The sequence below is a fragment of the Bradyrhizobium sp. CCBAU 25338 genome (assembly GCF_028128965.1).
GTDB classification, from domain to species: Bacteria; Pseudomonadota; Alphaproteobacteria; order Rhizobiales; family Xanthobacteraceae; genus Bradyrhizobium; species Bradyrhizobium liaoningense.
Window position 1 is genome coordinate 320,321 of the sequence record NZ_LFKY01000038.1, and the last position, 19,851, is coordinate 340,171.

Genomic DNA, 19,851 nt, shown 5'->3' on the forward strand with positions numbered 1-19,851 from the left:
CGACTACAACACCACTGGATTCCCCGCGGACGCGGGGAATCCAGCAAGCAGCGGCTTCTCCGTATCCTCGCGCTGTCTCTGAAATACTGGATCGCGCGCCCCAGCGCCGCAAGTGCGCACAAGGCGGGCGATGACAGCGGGAGTGCGGCGAGCGCACCCGCTGGCCCGGAATGACGGAGTATGTGGGTGCGGATGCGGCTTACCGCTTGCCGCTGACGTGCTCCAGCAGCGCGAGCAGGCCCTTCAGCAACTCCATCGGAGACGGCGGGCAGCCCTTGATGTGCAGATCCACCGGAACGGTCTCCGATACGCCGCCGACGCAGGCGTAGCTGCCTCTGAAAATGCCGCCATCGATCGCGCAGCCGCCGACCGCGACGACCCATTTCGGATCGGGTGTCGCGTTGTAGGTCCGCTCCAGCGCCTGTCGCATGTTCTTCGTCACGGGACCCGTGACCAGCAGCACGTCGGCATGGCGTGGCGAGGCGACGAAGCGCAGGCCGAAACGTTCGATGTCGTAGAAGGCGTTGGCAAGCGCGTGGATCTCCAGCTCGCAGCCGTTACAGGACCCGGCATCGACCTCGCGGATGGCAAGAGAACGCCCGAGCCTGGCCCGGGCGGCGCGGTCGACTTTCGTTGCAAGCTCCGCCAGCGCCGAATCGTCCGGCGTCGGCGCGGGCTCCGTCAGCGAACCATGGGTGAGGCTTTCGAGCAGGGTCTTGCGCATGGGTTAGAGGTCCGCGCCCGAATAGGAACAGTTGAACGACTTATTGCAGAGCGGGAAGTCGGCAATGATGTTGCCCTCGATTGCGGCTTCCAGCAGCGGCCACTGGAACCACGACGCGTCGCGCAGGTGGCAGCGTTCGACGCGCAACTCGCCATCGAGCCGCAACCACACCAGGACGTCGCCGCGGAAGGCCTCGGTGAGCGCCATGCCTTCACAGGCACCGCGGCCGATCCTGGGAGGCAGCGCGGTTTCGAGCCCTCCCGGCCCAAGTTGGTCGAGGATCTGCTCGATCAGTTCGATGCTCTGCTCGACCTCGCGGATTCGGATCCAGACCCGCGCGTTCACGTCACCGGCCTGTAGTACCGGTACCTCGAACGACAACGCGTCGTAAGGCGCGTAGGCAATCGCCCGCCGCGCATCGAAATCGCGGCCAGAGGCGCGGCCGACATAACCGCCGGCGCCAAACTGGCGCGCATATTCCGCCTTCACGATCCCCGTGGTGACGGTGCGGTCCTGCAACGACGCCGTGTTGTCATAGAGCTCGATCAAGCGCGGAAAGACCTTGCGTAGCTCCGCGAGCAGCGCCCGTAGCGCGGAAACGCCGTCCGGCGCGATGTCACGCATCACACCACCGGGCACGATGACGTCCATCATCAGGCGATGGCCGAACGCGACATTCGCAGCGCGCAAGCAACGCTCACGTAAAATGCCGGTCTGGGCATGCATCAGCGCGAACGACGCGTCGTTACAGATGGCTCCAATGTCGCCCAAATGATTGGCGAGCCGCTCCAGTTCCGCCATCAGCGCCCGCAAAAGGGTCGCTTGCCTCGGCGCCTCGATCTGCAGCGCCGCTTCCACGGCACACGCAAAGGCGAAGGCATAGGCGACGGCGCTGTCGCCGGAGGTGCGGTTGGCGAGCTTTGCCGCGGCCTCGAGGCTCGCGCCCTGCATCAGCGACTCGATGCCCTTGTGGGTGTAGCCGAGCCACTGCTCCAGCCGCACCACATGCTCGCCATTGGCGGTGAAGCGGAAATGGCCGGGCTCGATGATCCCGGCATGGACGGGGCCGACCGCCACCTGGTGCAACGCCTCACCCTCGACCGGAAGGAACTGGTATGGCCGCACGTCGCGCGATGCGTTGCGGCCGGAGAACGGATAGGATTTGCCCCAGGCATAGTGATCGAGCCATGGCCGCAGATCGTCAGCAGCCGTCGGAACAAGCCCGAACAGATCATGGATGGTCCGCTCCAGCCGAAGCGCCGGCGGGTGACGGCTGGCGACGCTTGGAAATGTGCCGGCCGTACACTCGTAAGTGACGACCGCGATCTCGGCCGAGCCTCCATCGAGCATCGCCATATGCACAGCGGTCGGCTCGCCCCAGAAGCCAAGCAGTGTGAGGCCTCCCTCGACCAGTCGATCGATCGCCGCCTGCCAGCCCGCCTCCGTCACGACCGCGCGCGGCCAGGGTTGGTGCGACAACACCGCATTGACATGGGGGATGCCGTCGAGGATGCTCATGGCTTACCCCAGGAGCTTGGCGACGTTCTGGAAGCCGGTGACCAGCACCGGCGGCAGATAGATCCCGGCCATCAGTACCAATCCGAGGTGCATGAACATCGGTACGTAGGAGGCTTCCGCGGGCGCGGTCTTGCCTTTGGGCTCGCCGAACATCACCTCGCCGACCCGCAAGAAGAGCCCGCCGAGTGCGATGATGATGCCGAGCACCAGGATCACCGTCAGCCAGGGCGCGCGGGCGAAAGTCGAGCTCACCACTAGAAACTCGCTCATGAAGATGCCGAGCGGCGGCAGCCCGACGATGGCGATGACGCCGAGCATCAGGCCCCAGCCGAGCACGGGGTTGGTCGCCGTGAGGCCGCCGATATCGGCGATCTTCTGTGTGCCCTTGACCTGTGCGATATGGCCGACGGCGAAGAAGATTGCCGACTTGGTCAGCGAATGCATGGTCATGTGCAACAGACCTGCGAAATTCGCGAGCGGCCCGCCCATGCCGAAGGCGAATACAATGATGCCCATATGCTCGATCGAGGAATAGGCGAACATCCGCTTGATGTCGCGGCGACGGTACAGCATCAGCGCAGCGAAGATCACCGAGATCAGGCCCATGGTCACCATCAGCGGACCCGGCGCGATCGCCTCGGAGTTGACCGCGAGCATCATCTTGAAACGCAGGAGCGCATAGAGCGCAACATTGAGCAACAGGCCGGACAGCACCGCCGAGATCGGCGTCGGGCCCTCGGCATGCGCATCCGGCAGCCAGGCGTGCAACGGTGCGAGGCCAACCTTGGTACCGTAGCCCAGCAAGAGGAAGACGAAGGCGACGTTGAGCAACGCCGGGTCGAACTGTGCGGCGTGCTTCACCAGCACCGTCCATACCATGCCGTCCAGCCCCTCGCCCACCGCGGGACGCGCCGCCATGTAAACCAGGATCGTGCCGAACAGTGCGAGCGCGATGCCGACGCTACCGAGGATGAAATATTTCCAGGCGGCTTCCAGCGCCTCATGGGTGCGGTAGATGCCGACCATCAGCACGGTCGTCAACGTCGCCGTCTCGACCGCCACCCACATCAGGCCGATATTGTTGGCGACGAGCGCGAGGTTCATTGCGAACATCAGCATCTGATACATCGCGTGATAGAAACGCACGAAGGCCGGCGTCAGCCGCCCGATCTCGATCTCGTGGTGGATGTAGCTCGCGCTGAACACCGATGTCGTGAAGCCGACGAAGGTCGTCAGCACGATGAAAACCTTGTTGAGGTCGTCAAGCAGCAGATATTGCCCCGACGTCGGCTCGATCACGAACAGCGACAGCGAGGTGAGGAAGGTCGCGAGCGCCGCAACGACGTTGAGCTTCGCCGTCAGCACGTAGCCAGGCAGGATCGCGAGCAGCGCGGCCGAGATGACCGGGATCAGCAGGATCGCACCGAGCGCATCGATCGTCATCGCCGCTCTCCTCTGAAGCGATCGAGCGCCTGCACGTCCACGCTGTCAAAACGCTCGCGGATGCGGAACAGGAAGATGCCGATCACGATGAAGGCGATCAGCACCGAGAAGGCGACGCTGATCTCGACAACCAGCGGCATGCCCTTGGCTCCGGTCGCCGCCAGCACCAGCCCGTTCTCCAGCGACATGAAGCCGACCACCTGGCTCACGGCGTTGCGTCGCGTCACCATGATCAGGAGCCCGAGCAGCACCACCGACAGCGCGAAGGCAAGGTCTTCGCGCGCGAGCGCGTCGGCGCCCGGGGTCACGCGCAGCATCACCACCATCGACAGCGCGACGAGGCCGATGCCGGCCATCATGGTCAGGCCCACGCCGATCACGTTCTCGATCTCGCGGTGGATGCCGAGTCGTCGGATGATCCGGTGCAGCGCCACCGGAATGATGATGGCCTTGAAGACCAGTGCGATCAGCGCCGTGACGTAGAGATGTGGCGCGTGCTGCACATAGGCCTGCCACGCCACCGACAGCGCCAACACGCCGGCATGCAGCGCATAGACATTGAGCAGCGCATAGAGCCGGTCCTGATAGAGCATCATGAAGCTCGCGAGCACCAGAGAGCCGGAGAGCAGATGGGCGATGTCGAATTGCAGGCTGCTCATCGCTAGAGGCTCCCGGACACGAAGCGCAACAGGGTGGCAAGCAGCGCCAACATCAGCGCCGCGCCCAGGAACTCGGGGATCCTGAATACCCGCATCTTGGCGATCGACGTCTCGAACACGGCGAGCAGAAAGCCGAGGACCGCCAGCTTGCCGAAATAGAACAGCGCGCCGGAAACGAGCCTCGCAACGCTCGCGTCCGCAGTCGCGGTGCTCCATGGCAGGAACACGCAGGCGATCAGCGAGACGTAGAGCAGGAGCTTGAGCTGCGACGACAGGTCGATCAGCGCGAGATGCCGCCCCGAATATTCCAGCACCATGGCCTCATGCACCATGGTGAGCTCGAGATGGGTGGCTGGGTTATCGACGGGGATACGGGCATTCTCCGCCAGCGCCACGATGGTCAGTGCCACGAACGCCATGCCCAGCGACACACGCAGACCGACCGCGTCCGAGCCCATGAATTCGGCGACGTTGGAGAGCTGGGTCGAGCCTGCGATCATCGCGACGGAAAAGACGGTGATCAGCATCGCAGGCTCGGCGAGCGAGGCGATCATCACCTCGCGGCTGGAGCCGATGCCGCCGAAGGCGGTGCCGACGTCCATGCCGGCGAGCGCCTGGAAGAAACGCGCGCTGCCGAGCAGTGCGGTGATGGCGATGAGGTCGGCGCTCCAGGAGAACAACAGACCATTGCCGAAAGTCGGCACCAACGAGGCCGAGACCCAGGTTCCTGCGAACATCAGATAGGGAATGACGCGGAACAGCCAGGAGGCGTTGTCCGCGAGCACGACGTCCTTGCGCATCAGGCGGATGAGATCGCGATAGGGCTGCAAGAGCGGCGGACCGCGCCGACGCAACAGCCGCGCCTTCACCTTGCGGACGAAGCCGGTCAGCAATGGCGCAAGCAGCAGCACGAGGCACATCTGAACGCCTTGCGAGAGGAGGTCACGAAGCGCGGTCATAGCGCCACCACCAGGAGCAGCACGATCAACGCGGCGAAGACCAGAGTCAGGTAGCGGCGGATGGTGAGGAACTGCAGCATATTGACGCGCTCGGTCGCAACGCCAATCACCTTGGCGATCGGCGCGTAGAGCGCCTCCCAGATCAGGTCGCGCATCTCGACGGTGAACCGGGCCGGCGCAGGCGACAAGGGCTGCGGCATCTCGCCGATCTCGCGCGCAGCGAAGATCACGCTGCCGAACACGCGGCGGATCGGCTGCGAGAAGCTGGAGGCGGAGTACTGGATCGCGGGGTTCGGATCCGGATAGCCGCAATCCCAGGCCGGAGCGCGACGCAAGCGATCGGACGCCAGGCGATGAATGGCGGAGGCTGCGGCCATACCGCTGAGCGCCGCGAACAGAAACACCAAGAGGCCGTTGTAGGAACTGCGGCTCTGCGCGATCGGCACGATGGTCAGCCAGTCCAGTCCGGTCTGGTGCGGCATGACGTTGCCGACCATGGCCTCGCTCACCGGTGCGAGCGCGTCGATGAAGAGGCCGGGCAAGACGCCGGCGACAAAGCAGAGAGCGGCTAGCGCGAACATCGCGGCAAGCGAGAAGCGATCCGTTTCGTGCGCGGATGCGGCGACATCCGAACGGGGACGGCCGAGGAAGCTGATGCCGTAGAGTTTGACGAAACACGCCGCGGCGAACGCGGCGGCGAGCGCCAGCAGTCCGCCGACCGCCGGGATGATCAGCTTCAATCCCCAGTTCGGCAGTTGCGGTGAGAGCAGGATCGCCTGGAAGGTCAGCCACTCCGAAACGAAGCCGTTGAACGGCGGCAATGCCGAGATCGCGACGCAGCCGACCAGTACCGCGAACGCCGTCTTCGGCATGCGATGGATCAGCCCGCTGAGCTTTTCCATGTCGCGCTCGCCGGTTGATCCCAGCACCGCACCGGCGCCGAAGAACAACAGGCTCTTGAACAGCGCATGGTTGAAGACGTGCAGCATCGCCGCGGTGAAAGCGAGCGCCGCCACCCAGTCGAGCCCTTCCGCCTTGAAAGCCAGCGCCAGCCCGAGGCCGGTGAAGATGATGCCGATATTCTCAATCGTTGAATAGGCCAGCACGCGCTTGATATCGCGCTGCATCAGCGCATAGAGCACGCCCAGCGTCGCCGTAGGGCCGCCGACCAGCAGCACGACCATGCTCCACCACCACACCGGTTCGGGCAGAAGATCAAAGACGATGCGCACGAAACCGTAGACGGCGACCTTGGTCATGACGCCACTCATGAGAGCAGAGACGTGGCTGGGTGCGGCGGGATGGGCGAGCGGCAGCCAAGCGTGCAACGGCACCAGGCCGGCCTTGGAGCCGGCGCCCAGCAGCACGAGGATCACAACCATGCCGGTCAGCGCAGCGGAAGGATGCGAGGCTCGGATCGCATCGAAATCGTAACCGGCGCCGCTCGCGAGCAGGCCGAAGGCGAGCAGCAGCGCCAGCGTGCCGAAACTCGCCATCAGAAGATAGACATAGCCGGCGCGGACATTCTCGGCCTCCCGGTGATGCGACACGACCATCGCCCAGGAGGTCAGCGACATGAATTCCCAGGCGACCAGGAAGCTGAAGGCATCGTTTGCCAGCACGACGACATTCATCGCTGCGAGATAGGCGGGATAGAACGGCAGCACGCGTCCGGGGGAGTCCTCGTGCTGGCCGTAACCGAGCGCGAACAGGCTCGCAGCGACGCCGCCGAGATTAACGACGACGAGGAAGAAGGCGGACAGTGCATCTAGCCGGAAATGAGCACCGAGCCAGGGCAATCCGATCGGCAGTGTCACGCTCGGTGCCAGATGAGGGAAATAGAGCAGATCGGTCAGCGCCGTGACACATAGCGTCGATGTGGCGACCAGGCATCCGCCGTAAAGGATGATCGAGCCGCGCGGGCGCGTCGACAGCACGACTCCCGCAGGCGCCAGCGCCAGCAGAACCGCCACTGACCATAGCGCCACGGCGATCATGGCCACTCCTTGATCATGATCTGCGCGCGCGTCGCCATTGCTATTGGTCGCCTGCTCTCGGGGGTGGAGACTTCAGCCGCACCCCGCGGCCCCCGGCGCTCGACGCCGCCCCCTCGGCGATCAACTCGATGCCGGCAACCGACAGCGCCTCGACCAGCTTCACCAAGGAGTCGACATTGCCGCGGATCACCCCTTCGGAGGCCTCCATGCGCTGGATCGTCGGCAGAGACAGCGAACAGCGCTGCGCGAGTTCGCGCTGGTCGATCCTGAGCAAGGCACGGGCGGCTCGAAGCTGCGCGGCGGTGATCACGGGGCAGGATGTCCCTGACAGTTGCGGTGATCAATGTACCAAGCTTAGGGCGCATAAATTGACGTTTCAAGCATCATTTTCTATATGCGGCGCATCATTCCGTTCGACGTCCTCGGAGCTCACGCCCTCGCACTCCGCCATCAGGCTCGTCCGTCATTCCGGGCGCGTGGGCGCGATCCTCAATGCGCAATTGCGCATCTGATGTCTGGTCCCAAGGGCGATACGTGCAAGTGCGGCGCGAAATTCCTGGATCGCGCGCGCACCCAAGAATGACTCTCCGCCTCAGAACTCGTTGGCGATCTTCGAGAGCATCCCGATCAGGGCCTCGCGGTTGGCCTGGCCGAGCAGATCGTTCAGCCGCGCCTCGTGCTTGGTGGCGACGAGCTTTTTCGCCCGCGCCAGCACGGCCTTGCCCTTGTCGGTCAGCACCAGGATGTGCGAGCGGCGGTCGTTGGTGGAGCGGATCCGCGCGCAAAGGTCGCGGCTTTCGAGATTGTCCAGCATGGCCACGAAGTTCGGCCGGAGGATGCCGAGCGTGGAGGCGATCTCGGTCTGGTTACGGCCAGGGTTCTTCTCGACCAGGAGCAGGACCGAGAACTGCGCCGGCGTCAGCTGGAGCGAGGCCATGCAGCGCAGAAAGTTCTCGAACACCTTGAGCTGGGCCCGCTTCAGGACGTAGCCGAGCTGTTCGGAGAGCTCGCCCAGCTGGAGCGCTTCGGCTTGCACCTCGCCCGCTTCCTTGCGGCCCTTGGCCGCGTCGGCCGGTTTTTCGGAGGACTTTTCAGCGGTTTTGGAAACGGTCATCGCCTCGTGCTCGTAATCCCGCTAAATTCGGGACGGGTCGTTCCCCACCCTTGATGTTATATTTGATAATTGTTATGGACCATATCAAATATCGTCAGCGTATTTCAATGGCTGTGAGGGGACCATCCACCGCAATTGCGGAGACCGGTCCTCAATCTTGAGGGGGAGCGTCCGGTCTTGAATACCACCATCATGCTGTTCCTGGTGCAGGACGGCATCACCAATGGCGCGATCTACGCGCTGCTCGGCCTGGCGCTGGTGCTGGTGTTCGCCGTCACCCGCGTCATCCTCATTCCCCAGGGCGAGTTCGTCACCTACGGCGCGCTGACCTATGCCTCGCTGGCCGCGGGCCAGATGCCGGGCACGGCCAAGCTCGCGCTCGCGCTCGGCATCGGCGCCTTCGCCTTCGACCTGTTCGTGGCGCGCAAGGCGCTGCATGCGCGGCTGATCGTGCGCAGCCTCATCACCAACATCGTGCTGCCGACCATCGTGCTGGGGTTGACGCTTTACTTCGCCGCGCAGAAGCCGCCGGTCGCGGTCTGCATCGCGCTGTCGCTGGTGATCGTCGCGATGATCGGCCTCTATCTCTACCGCATCGCGTTCCAGCCGCTGGCGCACACCTCGGTGCTGGTGCTGCTGATTGCGTCCGTCGGTGTCCATCTCGCGCTGCAGGGGCTGGGCCTGCTGTTCTTCGGCGCCGAGGGGCAGCGCGGGCCTGCCGTGCTGTCCGGCGCCTTCACTGCCGGCGCGCTACGCTTCACCGGCCAGAGCATCACCGTCTACGCCATCACCATCGCCTTCATCGTCGGGCTCTGGCTGTTCTTCGGCCTGACGCTCTACGGCAAGGCGCTGCGCGCGACCGCCGTGAACCGGCTGGGAGCGCGGCTCGCCGGCATCCGCACCACGCTGTCCGGGCAGATCGCCTTCCTGCTGGCGTCGGTCATCGGCGCGCTGTCGGGCATCCTGATCGTGCCGATCACGACTCTCTACTATGACAGCGGCTTCCTGATCGGCCTGAAGGGTTTCGTCGCCGCGATCATCGGCGGGCTCGTCAGCTATCCCCTCACCGCCGTCGCGGCGCTGGTCGTCGGCATCGTCGAGGCGTTCTCGTCCTTCTATGCCTCCAACTACAAGGAGGTCATCGTCTTCATGCTGCTGATCCCCGTGCTGCTGCTGCGCTCGCTCGCCGCACCCGCGGTCGAGGAAGAGAAGGACTGACGCCAAGATGCAGAGCCGGCTTCCCATCCTCGTCTTCGCAGCTCTCATGGCGGCAATCCCGTTCGTCCCGGGCATGCCGCCGTTCTGGATCGTGCTGCTCGACAATATCGGTCTTGCGGCGCTCGTCGCGATGGGCCTCGTGCTGCTGACCGGGGTCGGCGGCCTGACCTCCTTCGGACAAGCGGCCTTCGTCGGCTTCGGCGCCTACACCACCGCGGTGCTGTCGACGGCCTACGGCCTGTCGCCGTGGCTGACGCTGCCGCTGTCGCTCGTGGTCAGCGGATCGCTGGCGGTTCTGCTCGGGCTGATCACCGTCCGCCTCTCCGGCCATTATCTGCCGCTCGGCACGCTCGCCTGGGGGCTCGGGCTGTTCTATCTCTTCAGCAAGCTGGAGTTCCTGGGTCGTAACGACGGCATCTCGGCGATCCCACCGCTGTCGATCGGCACGTTCAAGATGCTCTCGCCGGGCTCGATCTATTACGCGATCTGGATCGCCGTGATCCTCTCGGCCCTGCTGACGATGAACCTCCTGGACTCCCGCACCGGCCGTGCCATCCGCGCGCTGCGGCGCGGCCATATCGCGGCGGAAGCCTTTGGCGTGCACACGCCACGCGCCAAGCTGCTGGTGTTCATCCATGCCGCCGTGCTCGCCGGTCTTTCGGGGTGGCTCTACGCCCATCTCCAGCGCGCGGTGAACCCGACGCCGTTCGGCGCGCATATGGGCATCGAATATCTCTTCATCGCCGTGGTCGGCGGCGCCGGCTATGTCTGGGGCGGCGTCCTGGGCGCGGCGATCGTCGTCGTGCTGAAAGAGGTGCTGCAAAGCTATCTGCCGCTGATCCTGCCGGGCTCCGGCCAGGTCGAGACCATCGTGTTCGGCATCATGCTGGTGGCGCTGCTGCAGCTCGCGCCGGGCGGCCTCTGGCCGTGGCTGATGTCGTTCCTGCCCGAGCGCTCCAGCGGCAAGAAGCCCGACACCTCGCTGAAGCTTGGGCACCGCACCCGCGCGCCCGGCGAGGCCGGCGTGCTGCTCCAGGTCGAGAAGGCGCGGAAGCAGTTCGGCGGCGTGGTCGCGGTCAACAACGTCTCCTTCGACGTCCGGGCCCGTGAGATCGTCGCGCTGATCGGCCCGAACGGAGCCGGCAAGAGCACGACGTTCAACCTGATCACCGGCGTGCTGTCGGCGACCTCGGGCTCGATCTCGGTGCTCGGCAGGAAGGTCGACAACGCGCCGCCGCAGGAGATCGTCAAGCTCGGCATCAGCAGGACCTTCCAGCACGTCAAGCTCGTCCCCGACATGACCGTGCTGGAGAACGTCGCGATCGGCGCGCATCTGCGCGGCCATTCCGGCCCCGTGTCCTCGATGCTGCGGCTCGACCGCGCCGATGAGGCGAAGCTGCTCGCCGAGGCCGCCCGCCAGATCGAGCGCGTCGGCCTCACCGAGCAGATGCACCAGCTCGCAGGCAGCCTCTCGCTCGGCCAGCAGCGCATCGTCGAGATCGCCCGCGCGCTCTGCGTCGATCCTATGCTGCTGCTGCTCGACGAGCCGGCCGCGGGCCTGCGCCACATGGAGAAGCAGCGGCTCGCGACGCTGCTGCGCGAGCTGCGCGACGGCGGCATGAGCGTGCTCCTGGTCGAGCATGACATGGGCTTCGTCATGAACCTCGCCGACCGCATCGTGGTGCTCGATTTCGGCACCAAGATCGCGGAGGGTACCCCCGCCACGATCAAGACCAATCCCGAAGTGATCAAGGCCTATCTCGGAGTGGCGGCATGAGTGCGCTGTTGTCCGTCACCGACGCGCATGTCGCCTATGGCAAGGTCGAGGCGGTGCGTTCGGTCTCGCTCGAGGTCGGGGCCAACGAGATCGTCACCATCGTCGGTGCCAACGGCGCCGGCAAGACCACGTTGCTTTCGGCCATCATGGGCATTCTGCCACTGAAGGGCCGCGTCGCCTTTGCCGGCCAGGATCTCGGCCGGCTCGACATCGAGGACCGCGTCGCGATGGGACTCGGCCTCGTCCCCGAGCACCGCGAATTGTTCGTGACCATGAATGTCGAGGACAATCTCGAGCTGGGTGCCTTTCGCATCGAGCGCAGCCGGGCGAAAGCCTCGATGGAGCGGGTCTACACGCTGTTCCCGCGGCTGAAGGAGCGGCGCAAGCAGCTTGCCGGCACGCTCTCCGGCGGCGAGCAGCAGATGCTCGCGATGGGCCGCGCGCTGATGGGCGAGCCAAAACTCTTGATGCTGGACGAGCCGAGCCTCGGCCTCGCGCCGATCATCGTCGCCGACATTTTCCGTATCGTCACCGAGCTGCGCGCCGCCGGCGTCTCGGTGCTGCTGGTCGAGCAGAACGCGCAGGCCGCGCTGAAGATCGCGGACCAGGCCTATGTGATGGAGCTCGGCGAATTCGTTCTCAGCGGCAAGGCCAGCGACATCGCGGCTAACGAGCGCGTCGCCGCGAGCTATCTCGGCTTCCAGCACGAAGGCGAGAGTGCAGTCTAGCTCTTCTTACCCTCCCCTGGAGGGGGAGGGTCGGCTCACATTGAGCGCAGCGAAATGTGAGACGGGGTGGGGTGACAGTCTCTCCACCTCGAACGATGCCCGCGTGGAGAGATCACCCCACCCCGCTCGCGCTTCGCGCGATCGACCCTCCCCCTCCAGGGGAGGGTATGCGCGCAGCGTCTTACGTAGCTTGGCTCGCCGCCTTCTCCCCCTTCAACGCCGCGATCTCCGCTTCCAGCTCCGCGATCCTCGCGTCCCGAGCCGCCAGCGCCGCCGCCACATCGCCCGCGTCGAATTTCTGCGGGATGTGCTGGGGGCAGTTGGTGTCCCAGGCGGCGATCTTGAACAGGATCACCTGCTCCGGCCGCGCGCGGTAGCCTTTCGGCATCAGCGAGGTCGCCAGCGCTTCGTCGTCCTCGACCACCCGCGCCTCGCCCCAGATCTTCACCCGGCGGCGATGCGCGTAGTCCATCACGAAGATGTAGGCCTTGGAGTTCTCCGCCAAATTGCCTTGCGTGATGAACTGCTGGTTGCCGGCATAGTCCACGAAGGCCAGCGTCTGCTTGTCGAGCACCTTGAGAAACCCCTTCGGTCCGCCGCGGTGCTGGATGTAAGGCTGGCCGTCCGCCGAAGCGGTAGCGAAATAGAAGCTGTTGGCCTCGGCCAGGAAGGCTTCGAGGTTCTCGTCGACCTCGGTGCGCCATCCGCGTTGCTCACTCCGCGCATAGGCCTCCCGCGAGCCCTTGCGCGCCTGGATCGCCTTCACCGCCGGCGAGAAGGCGACGTCGCTGGCATAGGTATGGGCTGCTGTCGTCATCGGAACGGCTCCTGAAAATTCCGGCGCATTCCTGCGTCTTTCGCCACACAAGATGGACTTGCCAGCCGCTAAAACAATCTGGCCGCTTGACACTTCATCATTGCAATATATGCAATAATCTCCCATGGACCGGCTGGAAGGCATGCACGTCTTCGTCACCGTCGCCGATCTGCGCGGCTTCGCGCCGGCGGCGCGCAAGCTGCGCCTGTCGCCATCGGCGGTGACGCGGATGATCGCGGCGCTGGAGGAGCACCTCGGCGCGCGGCTGTTGCAGCGAACCACGCGGCAGGTGACACTGACCGACGTGGGCACGCGCTATCTCGAGCGCGCCAGGCGCATCCTCGCCGATGTCGAGGAGGCCGACGGCTCGGCGCGGCAGGAGCGCAACCGGCCGAGCGGGCGGCTGGTGGTGTCGGCGCCGGTCGGCTTCGGCCGGCTGCATGTCGGGCCGGTCATGACCGCCTATCTCAAGCGCTATCCCGAGGTCGCCTGCGAACTCAGGCTGTCGGATCATCTGGTCAACCTCGTCGAGGACGCCGTCGATGCCGCGGTGCGGATCGGCCACCTCGCCGATTCCTCGCTGGTTGCGCGCCAGGTCGGCGTGATGCGGCGGATCGTGGTGGCCGCACCCGGCTATCTCAAGCGACATGGCGAGCCGAAGACGCCGGAGGCGCTTCGCGAGCACCAGACCATCCAGTTCGGCCCTTGGTCAGAATGGCGCTTCCAGCACGACGGCCGCGACATCGAGGTCATGCCGACCCCACGCTTCACCAGCAACAGCGCCGACGCGGTGCTGCAATATGCCGAGGCCGGCGGCGGCGTGACGCGCGTACTGGCCTATCAGGCCGCGGAAGGACTGAAGCGCGGTCGGCTGAAAATAGTACTGGCGGCCTACGAGCAGCCGGCGCTGCCGATCCACATCGTCTATCCGACCTCGCGCCTCCTCTCGGCCAAGGTGCGGGCGTTCGTCGATCTCGTGGTGGAGACGGCGGAGTGGAGGTTCGGGTAGGTCTCGTGTCGCGGACGCGGTGCGGCGCGAAGTGCCGCTCCGCAGAGCCGGGACCCAGACGGCTGCGCTGTGTCATGTGGATAGATGGGCCCCGGCTCAGCAGCGCATCACTGCGTGCTGCGCTGCGTCCGGGGCACGAGACCGCTCAGCCCTTCTTCGGCACCACGCGGAACGTCCCGCTCGCCCGCGCGATCACGGCATCGTCCGCCTTCACCAAGCACTGCGCGAAGCAGATCGTGGAGCCGGTCTTGATGGCCTCGCCCTCGACCGCAAGCCATTGGCCGATCCCGGCGGCGCCGACATAGTCGACCGACAGCGAGATGGTGACGAATGACGTCGTCCAGCCCGTCGCCTGCGCGCAGCTGTAGCCCATGGCGGCATCGGCCAGCGCCGCGATCAGCCCGCCATGAATCAGCCCGCGCGCATTGGTGTGCGGCGTCGCCAGCCGCAATCCGATGGTAACGCCCCTCGCGAACTTCTTCGAATAGAGCGGCTCCCAGGGATCGGTGAGCGGGGATTTGCGGAAATGCGGCTCGAAGCCGGCGGGAACGTCGATGGAGGTCATGGCTGTCTCGCGTTGCTGGTTGCCGGCATTGAACGCGATGTGGATGACGGTTGCATCAATTACAAAGTTTCAAACGGAATTTGCGCGGGCGTTTGAAACGGGCGCACCGCAAGCACAGATTCCGTAGGGTGGGCAAAGGCGCAACGCGCCGTGCCTACCATTTCACTCCGTTCAGACCGAAGTGGTGGGCACGCTTCGCTTTGCCCACCCTACGACACCATCTTAGAACGGCAGCCCGACGTAATTCTCCGACAACGACGTCATCGCCGCTTGCGACTGCGTGACGTAGTCGAGCTCGGCGAGCTGGATGCGCGCGCCGATGGTGCCGGTGTCGGGGAATTTGTGCAGCATCGAAGTCATCCACCAGGAGAACCGCACGGCTTTCCAGACGCGTGCCAGCGCCTTGGCGGAATAGGCGTCGAGGCCGGCACTGGATTTCTCGTCGTAGAACTCGCGCAGCGCGCTCGACAGATAATGCGCGTCGCTGGCGGCGAGGTTCAATCCCTTGGCGCCGGTCGGCGGCACGATGTGGGCGGCGTCGCCGCACAGGAACATCCGGCCGAAGCGCATCGGCTCGGCGACGAAGCTGCGCAGCGGCGCGATGCTCTTCTCGATCGACGGGCCTGTGACGAGGCTGTCGGCCGCCTCCTGGTCGAGCCGGCGCTTCAATTCGTCCCAGAAGCGGTCGTCCGGCCATTGGTCGACGTGGTCGTCGAGCGCGCATTGCACATAGTAACGGCTGCGTTTGGTCGAGCGCATGGTGCACAGCGCAAAGCCGCGGGCGTGGTTGGAATAGATCAGCTCGTGGCTGACAGGCGGGGTGTCGGACAAGATGCCGAGCCAGCCGAATGGATAGACCCGCTCGAACTCCTCGATCGCCGAAGACGGGACGCTGGCGCGGCTGATGCCATGGAAACCGTCGCAGCCGGCGATGAAATCGCAATCGATCGTATGGGTGACGCCGTCTTTCACATAGGTCACGCGCGGGTGACTGCCGTCGAAATCATGCGGCTGCACATCCCTGGCCTCGTAGACGGAGATGAGACCAGCGGCCTTCCTCGCATTCATCAGGTCGAGCGTGACCTCGGTCTGGCCGTAGATCATCACCGTCTTGCCGGTTGCGCCCTTCATGTCGATGCGGTGACGGCGGCCGGAGAAGGCGAGCTCGATGCCCTCGTGCACCAGGCCTTCGGCATGTGCCCGCGCGCCGGCGCCGACCTGGTCGAGCTGCGCGACGGTTCCTTCCTCCAGGAGACCTGCGCGGATTCGGCCGAGCACGTAATCCGGGCTCTGCCGCTCCAGGATGACGTTGTCGATGCCGTATGTGTGCAGCAGTTGCCCGAGCAACAATCCGGCCGGCCCGGCTCCGATGATTGCGACTTTTGTCCGCAATACTTGCTCCTTCCGATCCTGTAGGCTTTCGTCGCGGGTCGCTTGTCGCCTCGCTCCGCGCAGGATACTTATATCATATAACGGTTGGGAAGAAGGGAGGGCGTTCGCCGCAGCGCGACAAATCCATGCAACATGGATGATGTAGACGGCGCGGCGAGGTGCGCGCCAGTTCCGGCTTGAACGCGCCGGCCAATTAGATAACATGTTAATTAACGAGACCGGGCCATCGAAGCCCGCCGTCAAAAAACAGGGAGAGACGCGTGATGAGAAAAGCCTGTCTGGCGTTGCTGCTGGCAGCAAGCGTGAGCCCAGCGTTCGCGCAGGAGAAGACCTTCGATCTGAAGATCTCGCATTGGGTGCCGGCCTCGCATCCGCTGCAGAAATCGCTGGAGGACTGGGCCGCCGCAGTCGAGAAGGATTCCGGCGGCACCATCAAGGGCAAGGTGTTTCCGGCCCAGCAGCTCGGCAAGGCCTTCGACCATTACGACATGGCGCGCGACGGCATCGCCGACGTCACCTACGTCAATCCCGGCTATCAGCCCGGCCGCTTCCCGATCATCGGCGCAGGCGAGCTGCCCTTCCTGATCTCGGACGCCAAGGGCGGCTCGATGGGGCTCGACGCCTGGTATCGCAAATATGCCGAGAAGGAGATGAAGGACGTCAAATACTGTCTCGCCTTCGTCCACTCGCCCTCCTCGTTCCACTCCCGCACCAAGAAGATCGTCAACCCTGAGGACGTGAAGGGCCTGAAGATCCGCCCCGCTCATGCCACCATGGCGAATTTCGTCACTTCGCTCGGCGGCACCAATGTGCAGTCCTCCGCACCCGAAGTGCGCGACATCATCGAGCGCGGCGTCGCCGACGGCGTCACCTTCCCCTGGGGCTCCCTGGTGCTGTTCGGCATCGACAAGGTGACCAAATACGACATGGAGGCGCCGCTCTACACCACGACCTTCGTGTTCGTGATCAACAAGGACAAGTACAATGCGATGTCCGACAAGCAGAAGGCCGCGATCGACAAGAATTGCACGGTCGAGATGGCGGGCGCGGTCGGCGAGCACTGGGGCAAGTTCGAGGATGCCGGCATCGCCAAGGTGAAGGCGGAGTCCGGCCACGAGGTCTACAAGCTGACGGCCGAGCAGACCGCCGCCTGGAAGAAGGCCGCCGAGCCGCTGGTCAAGACCTGGAGCGATAATGCCAAGAAGGCCGGCGCCGATCCCGATGCGGCGCTCGCAGACCTGAAGGCATCGCTGAAGAAGTACAACGCGCTGGCGGAGTGACGCCCAACTGCGACCGCGCACCCGCTGCACCTCTCCCGCTCGCGGGGGAGGTCGGCGCGAGGCGCCGGGTGGGGGCTCTCTCCGCTCGGGACGTCTTTCTGTGGAGGCGCGCCCACTCCAACCCTCCCCCGCAAGCGGGAGAGGGAGCGCAGCACCGCTGTGGATGCAACTCGCACTCATCTTGAACAGGACCACCCCATGAAGCGCTCCTGGATGGATCGCGTGATCGACTCGATCGAATGGATCGCGGCCGGCTTCGTCGGCATCGTCGCGCTCGACATCTTCCTGTCGGTGCTGCTGCGCAACACGCTGAACTATTCGATCCCCGACAGTTTCGACATCGGCCGCATGCTGCTCGGCATCCTCATTTTCTGGGGCATCGCGGCGACCTCCTATCGCGGCACTCACATCACGGTGGACCTGGTCTGGGGCAATGTCGGCCCGCGCTATCAGCGCTGGATCGACGTGTTCGCGACGCTGGTGCTGCTGTTCGTCGTCACCGTGCAGACCTGGACGCTGTTCGACAAGGTGCGCGGCACCTACAACGACAACGTCCAGACCTTCGACCTGCACATGCCGACATGGCCCTTCTTTCTCGTCGCCTGGATCGGCGACGTCTGCGCCGTGCTGCTGATCGCGATCCGCACCTACCGGCTGATCTTCCATCCCGAAGAGATGCACGACCCCAAGATCAAGGCGACGGAGTAATCATGAGCACCGATGCCGTCGCCGTTATCGGCTTCGTTTCCCTCTTCGCCCTGATGCTGCTGCGCGTGCCCGTCGGCATGGCCATGGGCCTCGTCGGCGTCTCCGGCTTTTCCTATCTGGTCGGCGCCACGCCGGCGCTGAAGCTGGTCGGCCAGACCTCGATGCGAACGGTCACCGACTACACCTTCGGCGTCATTCCGATGTTCCTGCTGATGGGCTCCTTCGTCAGCAATTCCGGCATGAGCCGGGAGCTGTTCCGGGCCGCCAACGGCTTTGTCGGCCATTTGCGCGGCGGGCTCGGCATCGCGACCGTCGGCGCCTGCGGCGGCTTTGCCGCGATCTGCGGTTCCTCGGTCGCGACGGCCGCGACCTTCTCCGCCGTTGCCTATCCCGAGATGCGCCGGTTCGGCTATCCGCAGTCCTTCGCCACCGGCGTGATCGCGGCCGGCGGCACGCTGGGCGCGATGCTGCCGCCCTCCACCGTGCTCGCGGTCTACGGCATCATCACCGAGCAGGACATCGGCAAGCTCTTCATCGCCGGCATCATCCCAGGCCTGCTCGCGATGACCATGTACATGATCACGATCTTCCTGATCGGCTATTTCCGCCCCGACTTCCTGCCCAAGGGCAAGGTGACACCGTGGCGCGAACGTTTTGCCGGATTGAAGGAGATCTGGGCGCCGGTGCTGCTGTTCGTCTTCGTGATCGGCGGCCTCTACGGCCTGCCGTTCCTGCCGCGGTTCACGCCGACCGAGGCCGGCGGCGTCGGCGCCACCGGCGCCTTCATCATCGGCGTGCTGACCGGCCGCCTCGACCGCGAGAAGGTGCTGGCCTCGCTGCTGCAGGCCACACGCACCGCGGCCGCGGTGTTCACCGTGCTGATCGGCGCGCTGATCTTCGGCTATTTCCTCACGGTGACGCAGACGCCGCAGAAGGTCACGGAATTCCTCACCGGTCTCGGCCTCGGGCCCTACGGCGTGCTGGCGCTGATCATGGTGATGTATCTCGTGCTCGGCTGCCTGATGGACGCCATGGCGATGATCATCCTGACCGTGCCGATCATCTTCCCGGTGATCATGCATCTCGGCTTCGACCCGATCTGGTTCGGCATCATCATCGTCATGACCGTCGAGCTCGGCCTGATCCATCCGCCGGTCGGCATGAACGTCTTCGTCATAAAAAGCGTGGTGAAGGACGTGTCCTTCTCCACGATCTTCAAGGGCGTGATCCCGTTCGTGGCGACCGACCTCGTGCGCCTCGTGATCCTGATCGCCTTCCCGCTGCTGGCGACCTGGCTGCCGACGCGCATGATGGCGCATTGAGAGGTGAAGCGATGACCACCCCCACCCTCGAAACAAAGTACGTCTTCACCATCACCGCGCGGATCGGTGAGGTCGTCACCGCCGGCGAGACCGGCATCGGCGTTCGCCGCATCATCCCGATCATCGGCGGCGAGGTGAATGGCGCGATCACGGGCAAGGTGCTGCCGTTCGGCGCCGACTTCCAGACCATCCGCCCCAACGAGCTGATCGATCTCGAAGCGAAATACGCCTTCGCGACCGACGACGGCGCAGTTATCTATGTCGAGAACAAGGGCATGCGCTTCGGCCCGGTCGAGCTCCTGCAAAAGCTCAAGCGCGGCGAGCCGGTCGATCCCAAGCTGATCTATTTCCGCACCGTGCCGCGGTTCGAGACCGGGCACGACAAGTATCGCTGGCTGATGGAGCACATCTTTGTCGGCTCGGCCGCGCGCCATGCGGACCGCGTGGTGATCGACGTGCACCAGGTTGTGTGAGAGACGCCCCGGTTTCGGCACACTCCGCTCGTCGTCCCGGCGAAAGCCGGGACCCATACCGCGGAATCCATCGATTGCCGGCGGTCGAAGTACCGAACGACCAATCTCCGCCAATCCCTGGGGTTATGGATCCCTGCTTTCGCAGGGA

At 64.9% G+C, this 19,851-nt stretch carries 19 protein-coding genes; 8 read left to right on the forward strand and 11 right to left on the reverse strand.

Annotated features, from left to right (window positions below; translation table 11 throughout):
- Positions 1-199: 199 nt before the first annotated feature.
- The 8 genes from ACM42_RS21680 to ACM42_RS21715 all read right to left on the reverse strand — a co-directional run bounded on the left by ACM42_RS21680 (position 200) and on the right by ACM42_RS21715 (position 8,414).
- On the reverse strand, positions 200-724 hold the full coding sequence (locus ACM42_RS21680; RefSeq protein WP_271529830.1) for an NADH-quinone oxidoreductase subunit B family protein: 525 nt from the start codon (positions 722-724) through the stop codon (positions 200-202).
- 3 nt (positions 725-727) lie between these two features.
- On the reverse strand, positions 728-2,242 hold the full coding sequence (locus tag ACM42_RS21685) for a hydrogenase large subunit (RefSeq protein ID WP_271529831.1): 1,515 nt from the start codon (positions 2,240-2,242) through the stop codon (positions 728-730).
- Positions 2,243-2,245: 3 nt separating this feature from the next.
- Positions 2,246-3,685: a hydrogenase 4 subunit F gene (locus tag ACM42_RS21690; RefSeq protein ID WP_271529833.1), complete on the reverse strand. Its 1,440-nt coding sequence runs from the start codon at positions 3,683-3,685 to the stop codon at positions 2,246-2,248.
- The gene (locus ACM42_RS21695; protein ID WP_035671393.1) at positions 3,682-4,344 is read right to left on the reverse strand and encodes a hydrogenase-4 component E; all 663 of its coding nucleotides are present in this window, start codon (positions 4,342-4,344) and stop codon (positions 3,682-3,684) included. The genes ACM42_RS21690 and ACM42_RS21695 overlap by 4 nt, the downstream gene beginning before the upstream one ends.
- 2 nt (positions 4,345-4,346) lie before the next feature.
- Positions 4,347-5,303, reverse strand: coding sequence for a respiratory chain complex I subunit 1 family protein (locus tag ACM42_RS21700; protein ID WP_271529834.1), 957 nt, complete (start codon positions 5,301-5,303; stop codon positions 4,347-4,349).
- Positions 5,300-7,306, reverse strand: a complete 2,007-nt coding sequence (gene hyfB / locus ACM42_RS21705; RefSeq protein ID WP_271529835.1) for a hydrogenase 4 subunit B — start codon at positions 7,304-7,306, stop codon at positions 5,300-5,302. Before hyfB ends, ACM42_RS21700 begins: the two co-directional genes overlap by 4 nt.
- A 34-nt stretch (positions 7,307-7,340) precedes the next feature.
- The gene (locus ACM42_RS21710) at positions 7,341-7,610 is read right to left on the reverse strand and encodes a helix-turn-helix domain-containing protein (protein WP_271529836.1); all 270 of its coding nucleotides are present in this window, start codon (positions 7,608-7,610) and stop codon (positions 7,341-7,343) included.
- A 282-nt stretch (positions 7,611-7,892) separates the two neighbouring features.
- A complete protein-coding gene (locus tag ACM42_RS21715) occupies positions 7,893-8,414 on the reverse strand; it encodes a MarR family winged helix-turn-helix transcriptional regulator (protein WP_271529837.1) in 522 nt (173 codons plus the stop codon).
- Between the two features lie 177 nt (positions 8,415-8,591).
- On the opposite strand from ACM42_RS21715, the gene ACM42_RS21720 reads away from it, so the two are divergent.
- From ACM42_RS21720 to ACM42_RS21730, 3 genes are read left to right on the forward strand one after another with little or no spacing between them, the layout of a single operon-like run.
- Positions 8,592-9,632 carry a branched-chain amino acid ABC transporter permease gene (locus ACM42_RS21720; protein ID WP_271529839.1) on the forward strand — a complete coding sequence of 347 codons (1,041 nt, stop codon included), beginning with the start codon at positions 8,592-8,594 and terminating at the stop codon, positions 9,630-9,632.
- A 7-nt stretch (positions 9,633-9,639) separates the two neighbouring features.
- Positions 9,640-11,409: a branched-chain amino acid ABC transporter ATP-binding protein/permease gene (locus ACM42_RS21725; RefSeq protein ID WP_271529841.1), complete on the forward strand. Its 1,770-nt coding sequence runs from the start codon at positions 9,640-9,642 to the stop codon at positions 11,407-11,409.
- A complete protein-coding gene (locus tag ACM42_RS21730; protein ID WP_271529843.1) occupies positions 11,406-12,137 on the forward strand; it encodes an ABC transporter ATP-binding protein in 732 nt (243 codons plus the stop codon). The genes ACM42_RS21725 and ACM42_RS21730 overlap by 4 nt, the downstream gene beginning before the upstream one ends.
- 181 nt (positions 12,138-12,318) lie before the next feature.
- Here ACM42_RS21730 and ACM42_RS21735 read toward each other — a convergent pair whose 3' ends face one another.
- The gene (locus tag ACM42_RS21735) at positions 12,319-12,954 is read right to left on the reverse strand and encodes a pyridoxamine 5'-phosphate oxidase family protein (RefSeq protein WP_271529845.1); all 636 of its coding nucleotides are present in this window, start codon (positions 12,952-12,954) and stop codon (positions 12,319-12,321) included.
- Positions 12,955-13,078: 124 nt separating this feature from the next.
- On the opposite strand from ACM42_RS21735, the gene ACM42_RS21740 reads away from it, so the two are divergent.
- A complete protein-coding gene (locus tag ACM42_RS21740; RefSeq protein ID WP_271529846.1) occupies positions 13,079-13,963 on the forward strand; it encodes a LysR family transcriptional regulator in 885 nt (294 codons plus the stop codon).
- Between the two features lie 145 nt (positions 13,964-14,108).
- Here ACM42_RS21740 and ACM42_RS21745 read toward each other — a convergent pair whose 3' ends face one another.
- Both ACM42_RS21745 and pobA read right to left on the reverse strand, forming a co-directional pair.
- A complete protein-coding gene (locus ACM42_RS21745) occupies positions 14,109-14,528 on the reverse strand; it encodes a PaaI family thioesterase (protein ID WP_271529847.1) in 420 nt (139 codons plus the stop codon).
- Between the two features lie 222 nt (positions 14,529-14,750).
- Positions 14,751-15,920 carry a 4-hydroxybenzoate 3-monooxygenase gene (gene pobA / locus ACM42_RS21750; protein WP_271529849.1) on the reverse strand — a complete coding sequence of 390 codons (1,170 nt, stop codon included), beginning with the start codon at positions 15,918-15,920 and terminating at the stop codon, positions 14,751-14,753.
- Between the two features lie 263 nt (positions 15,921-16,183).
- Between pobA and ACM42_RS21755 the strand changes: the two genes are divergently transcribed.
- The 4 genes from ACM42_RS21755 (at position 16,184) to ACM42_RS21770 (ending at position 19,703) form a co-directional block, all read left to right on the forward strand.
- A complete protein-coding gene (locus ACM42_RS21755) occupies positions 16,184-17,200 on the forward strand; it encodes a TRAP transporter substrate-binding protein (protein ID WP_271529850.1) in 1,017 nt (338 codons plus the stop codon).
- Positions 17,201-17,398: 198 nt separating this feature from the next.
- On the forward strand, positions 17,399-17,908 hold the full coding sequence (locus ACM42_RS21760; protein ID WP_028180703.1) for a TRAP transporter small permease: 510 nt from the start codon (positions 17,399-17,401) through the stop codon (positions 17,906-17,908).
- A 2-nt stretch (positions 17,909-17,910) separates the two neighbouring features.
- Entirely contained in the window at positions 17,911-19,230 is a 1,320-nt protein-coding gene (locus tag ACM42_RS21765) for a TRAP transporter large permease (RefSeq protein WP_035669674.1), read from the forward strand.
- Positions 19,231-19,241: 11 nt separating this feature from the next.
- Positions 19,242-19,703, forward strand: a complete 462-nt coding sequence (locus tag ACM42_RS21770; protein ID WP_271529851.1) for a DUF3237 domain-containing protein — start codon at positions 19,242-19,244, stop codon at positions 19,701-19,703.
- Positions 19,704-19,851 lie beyond the last annotated feature (148 nt).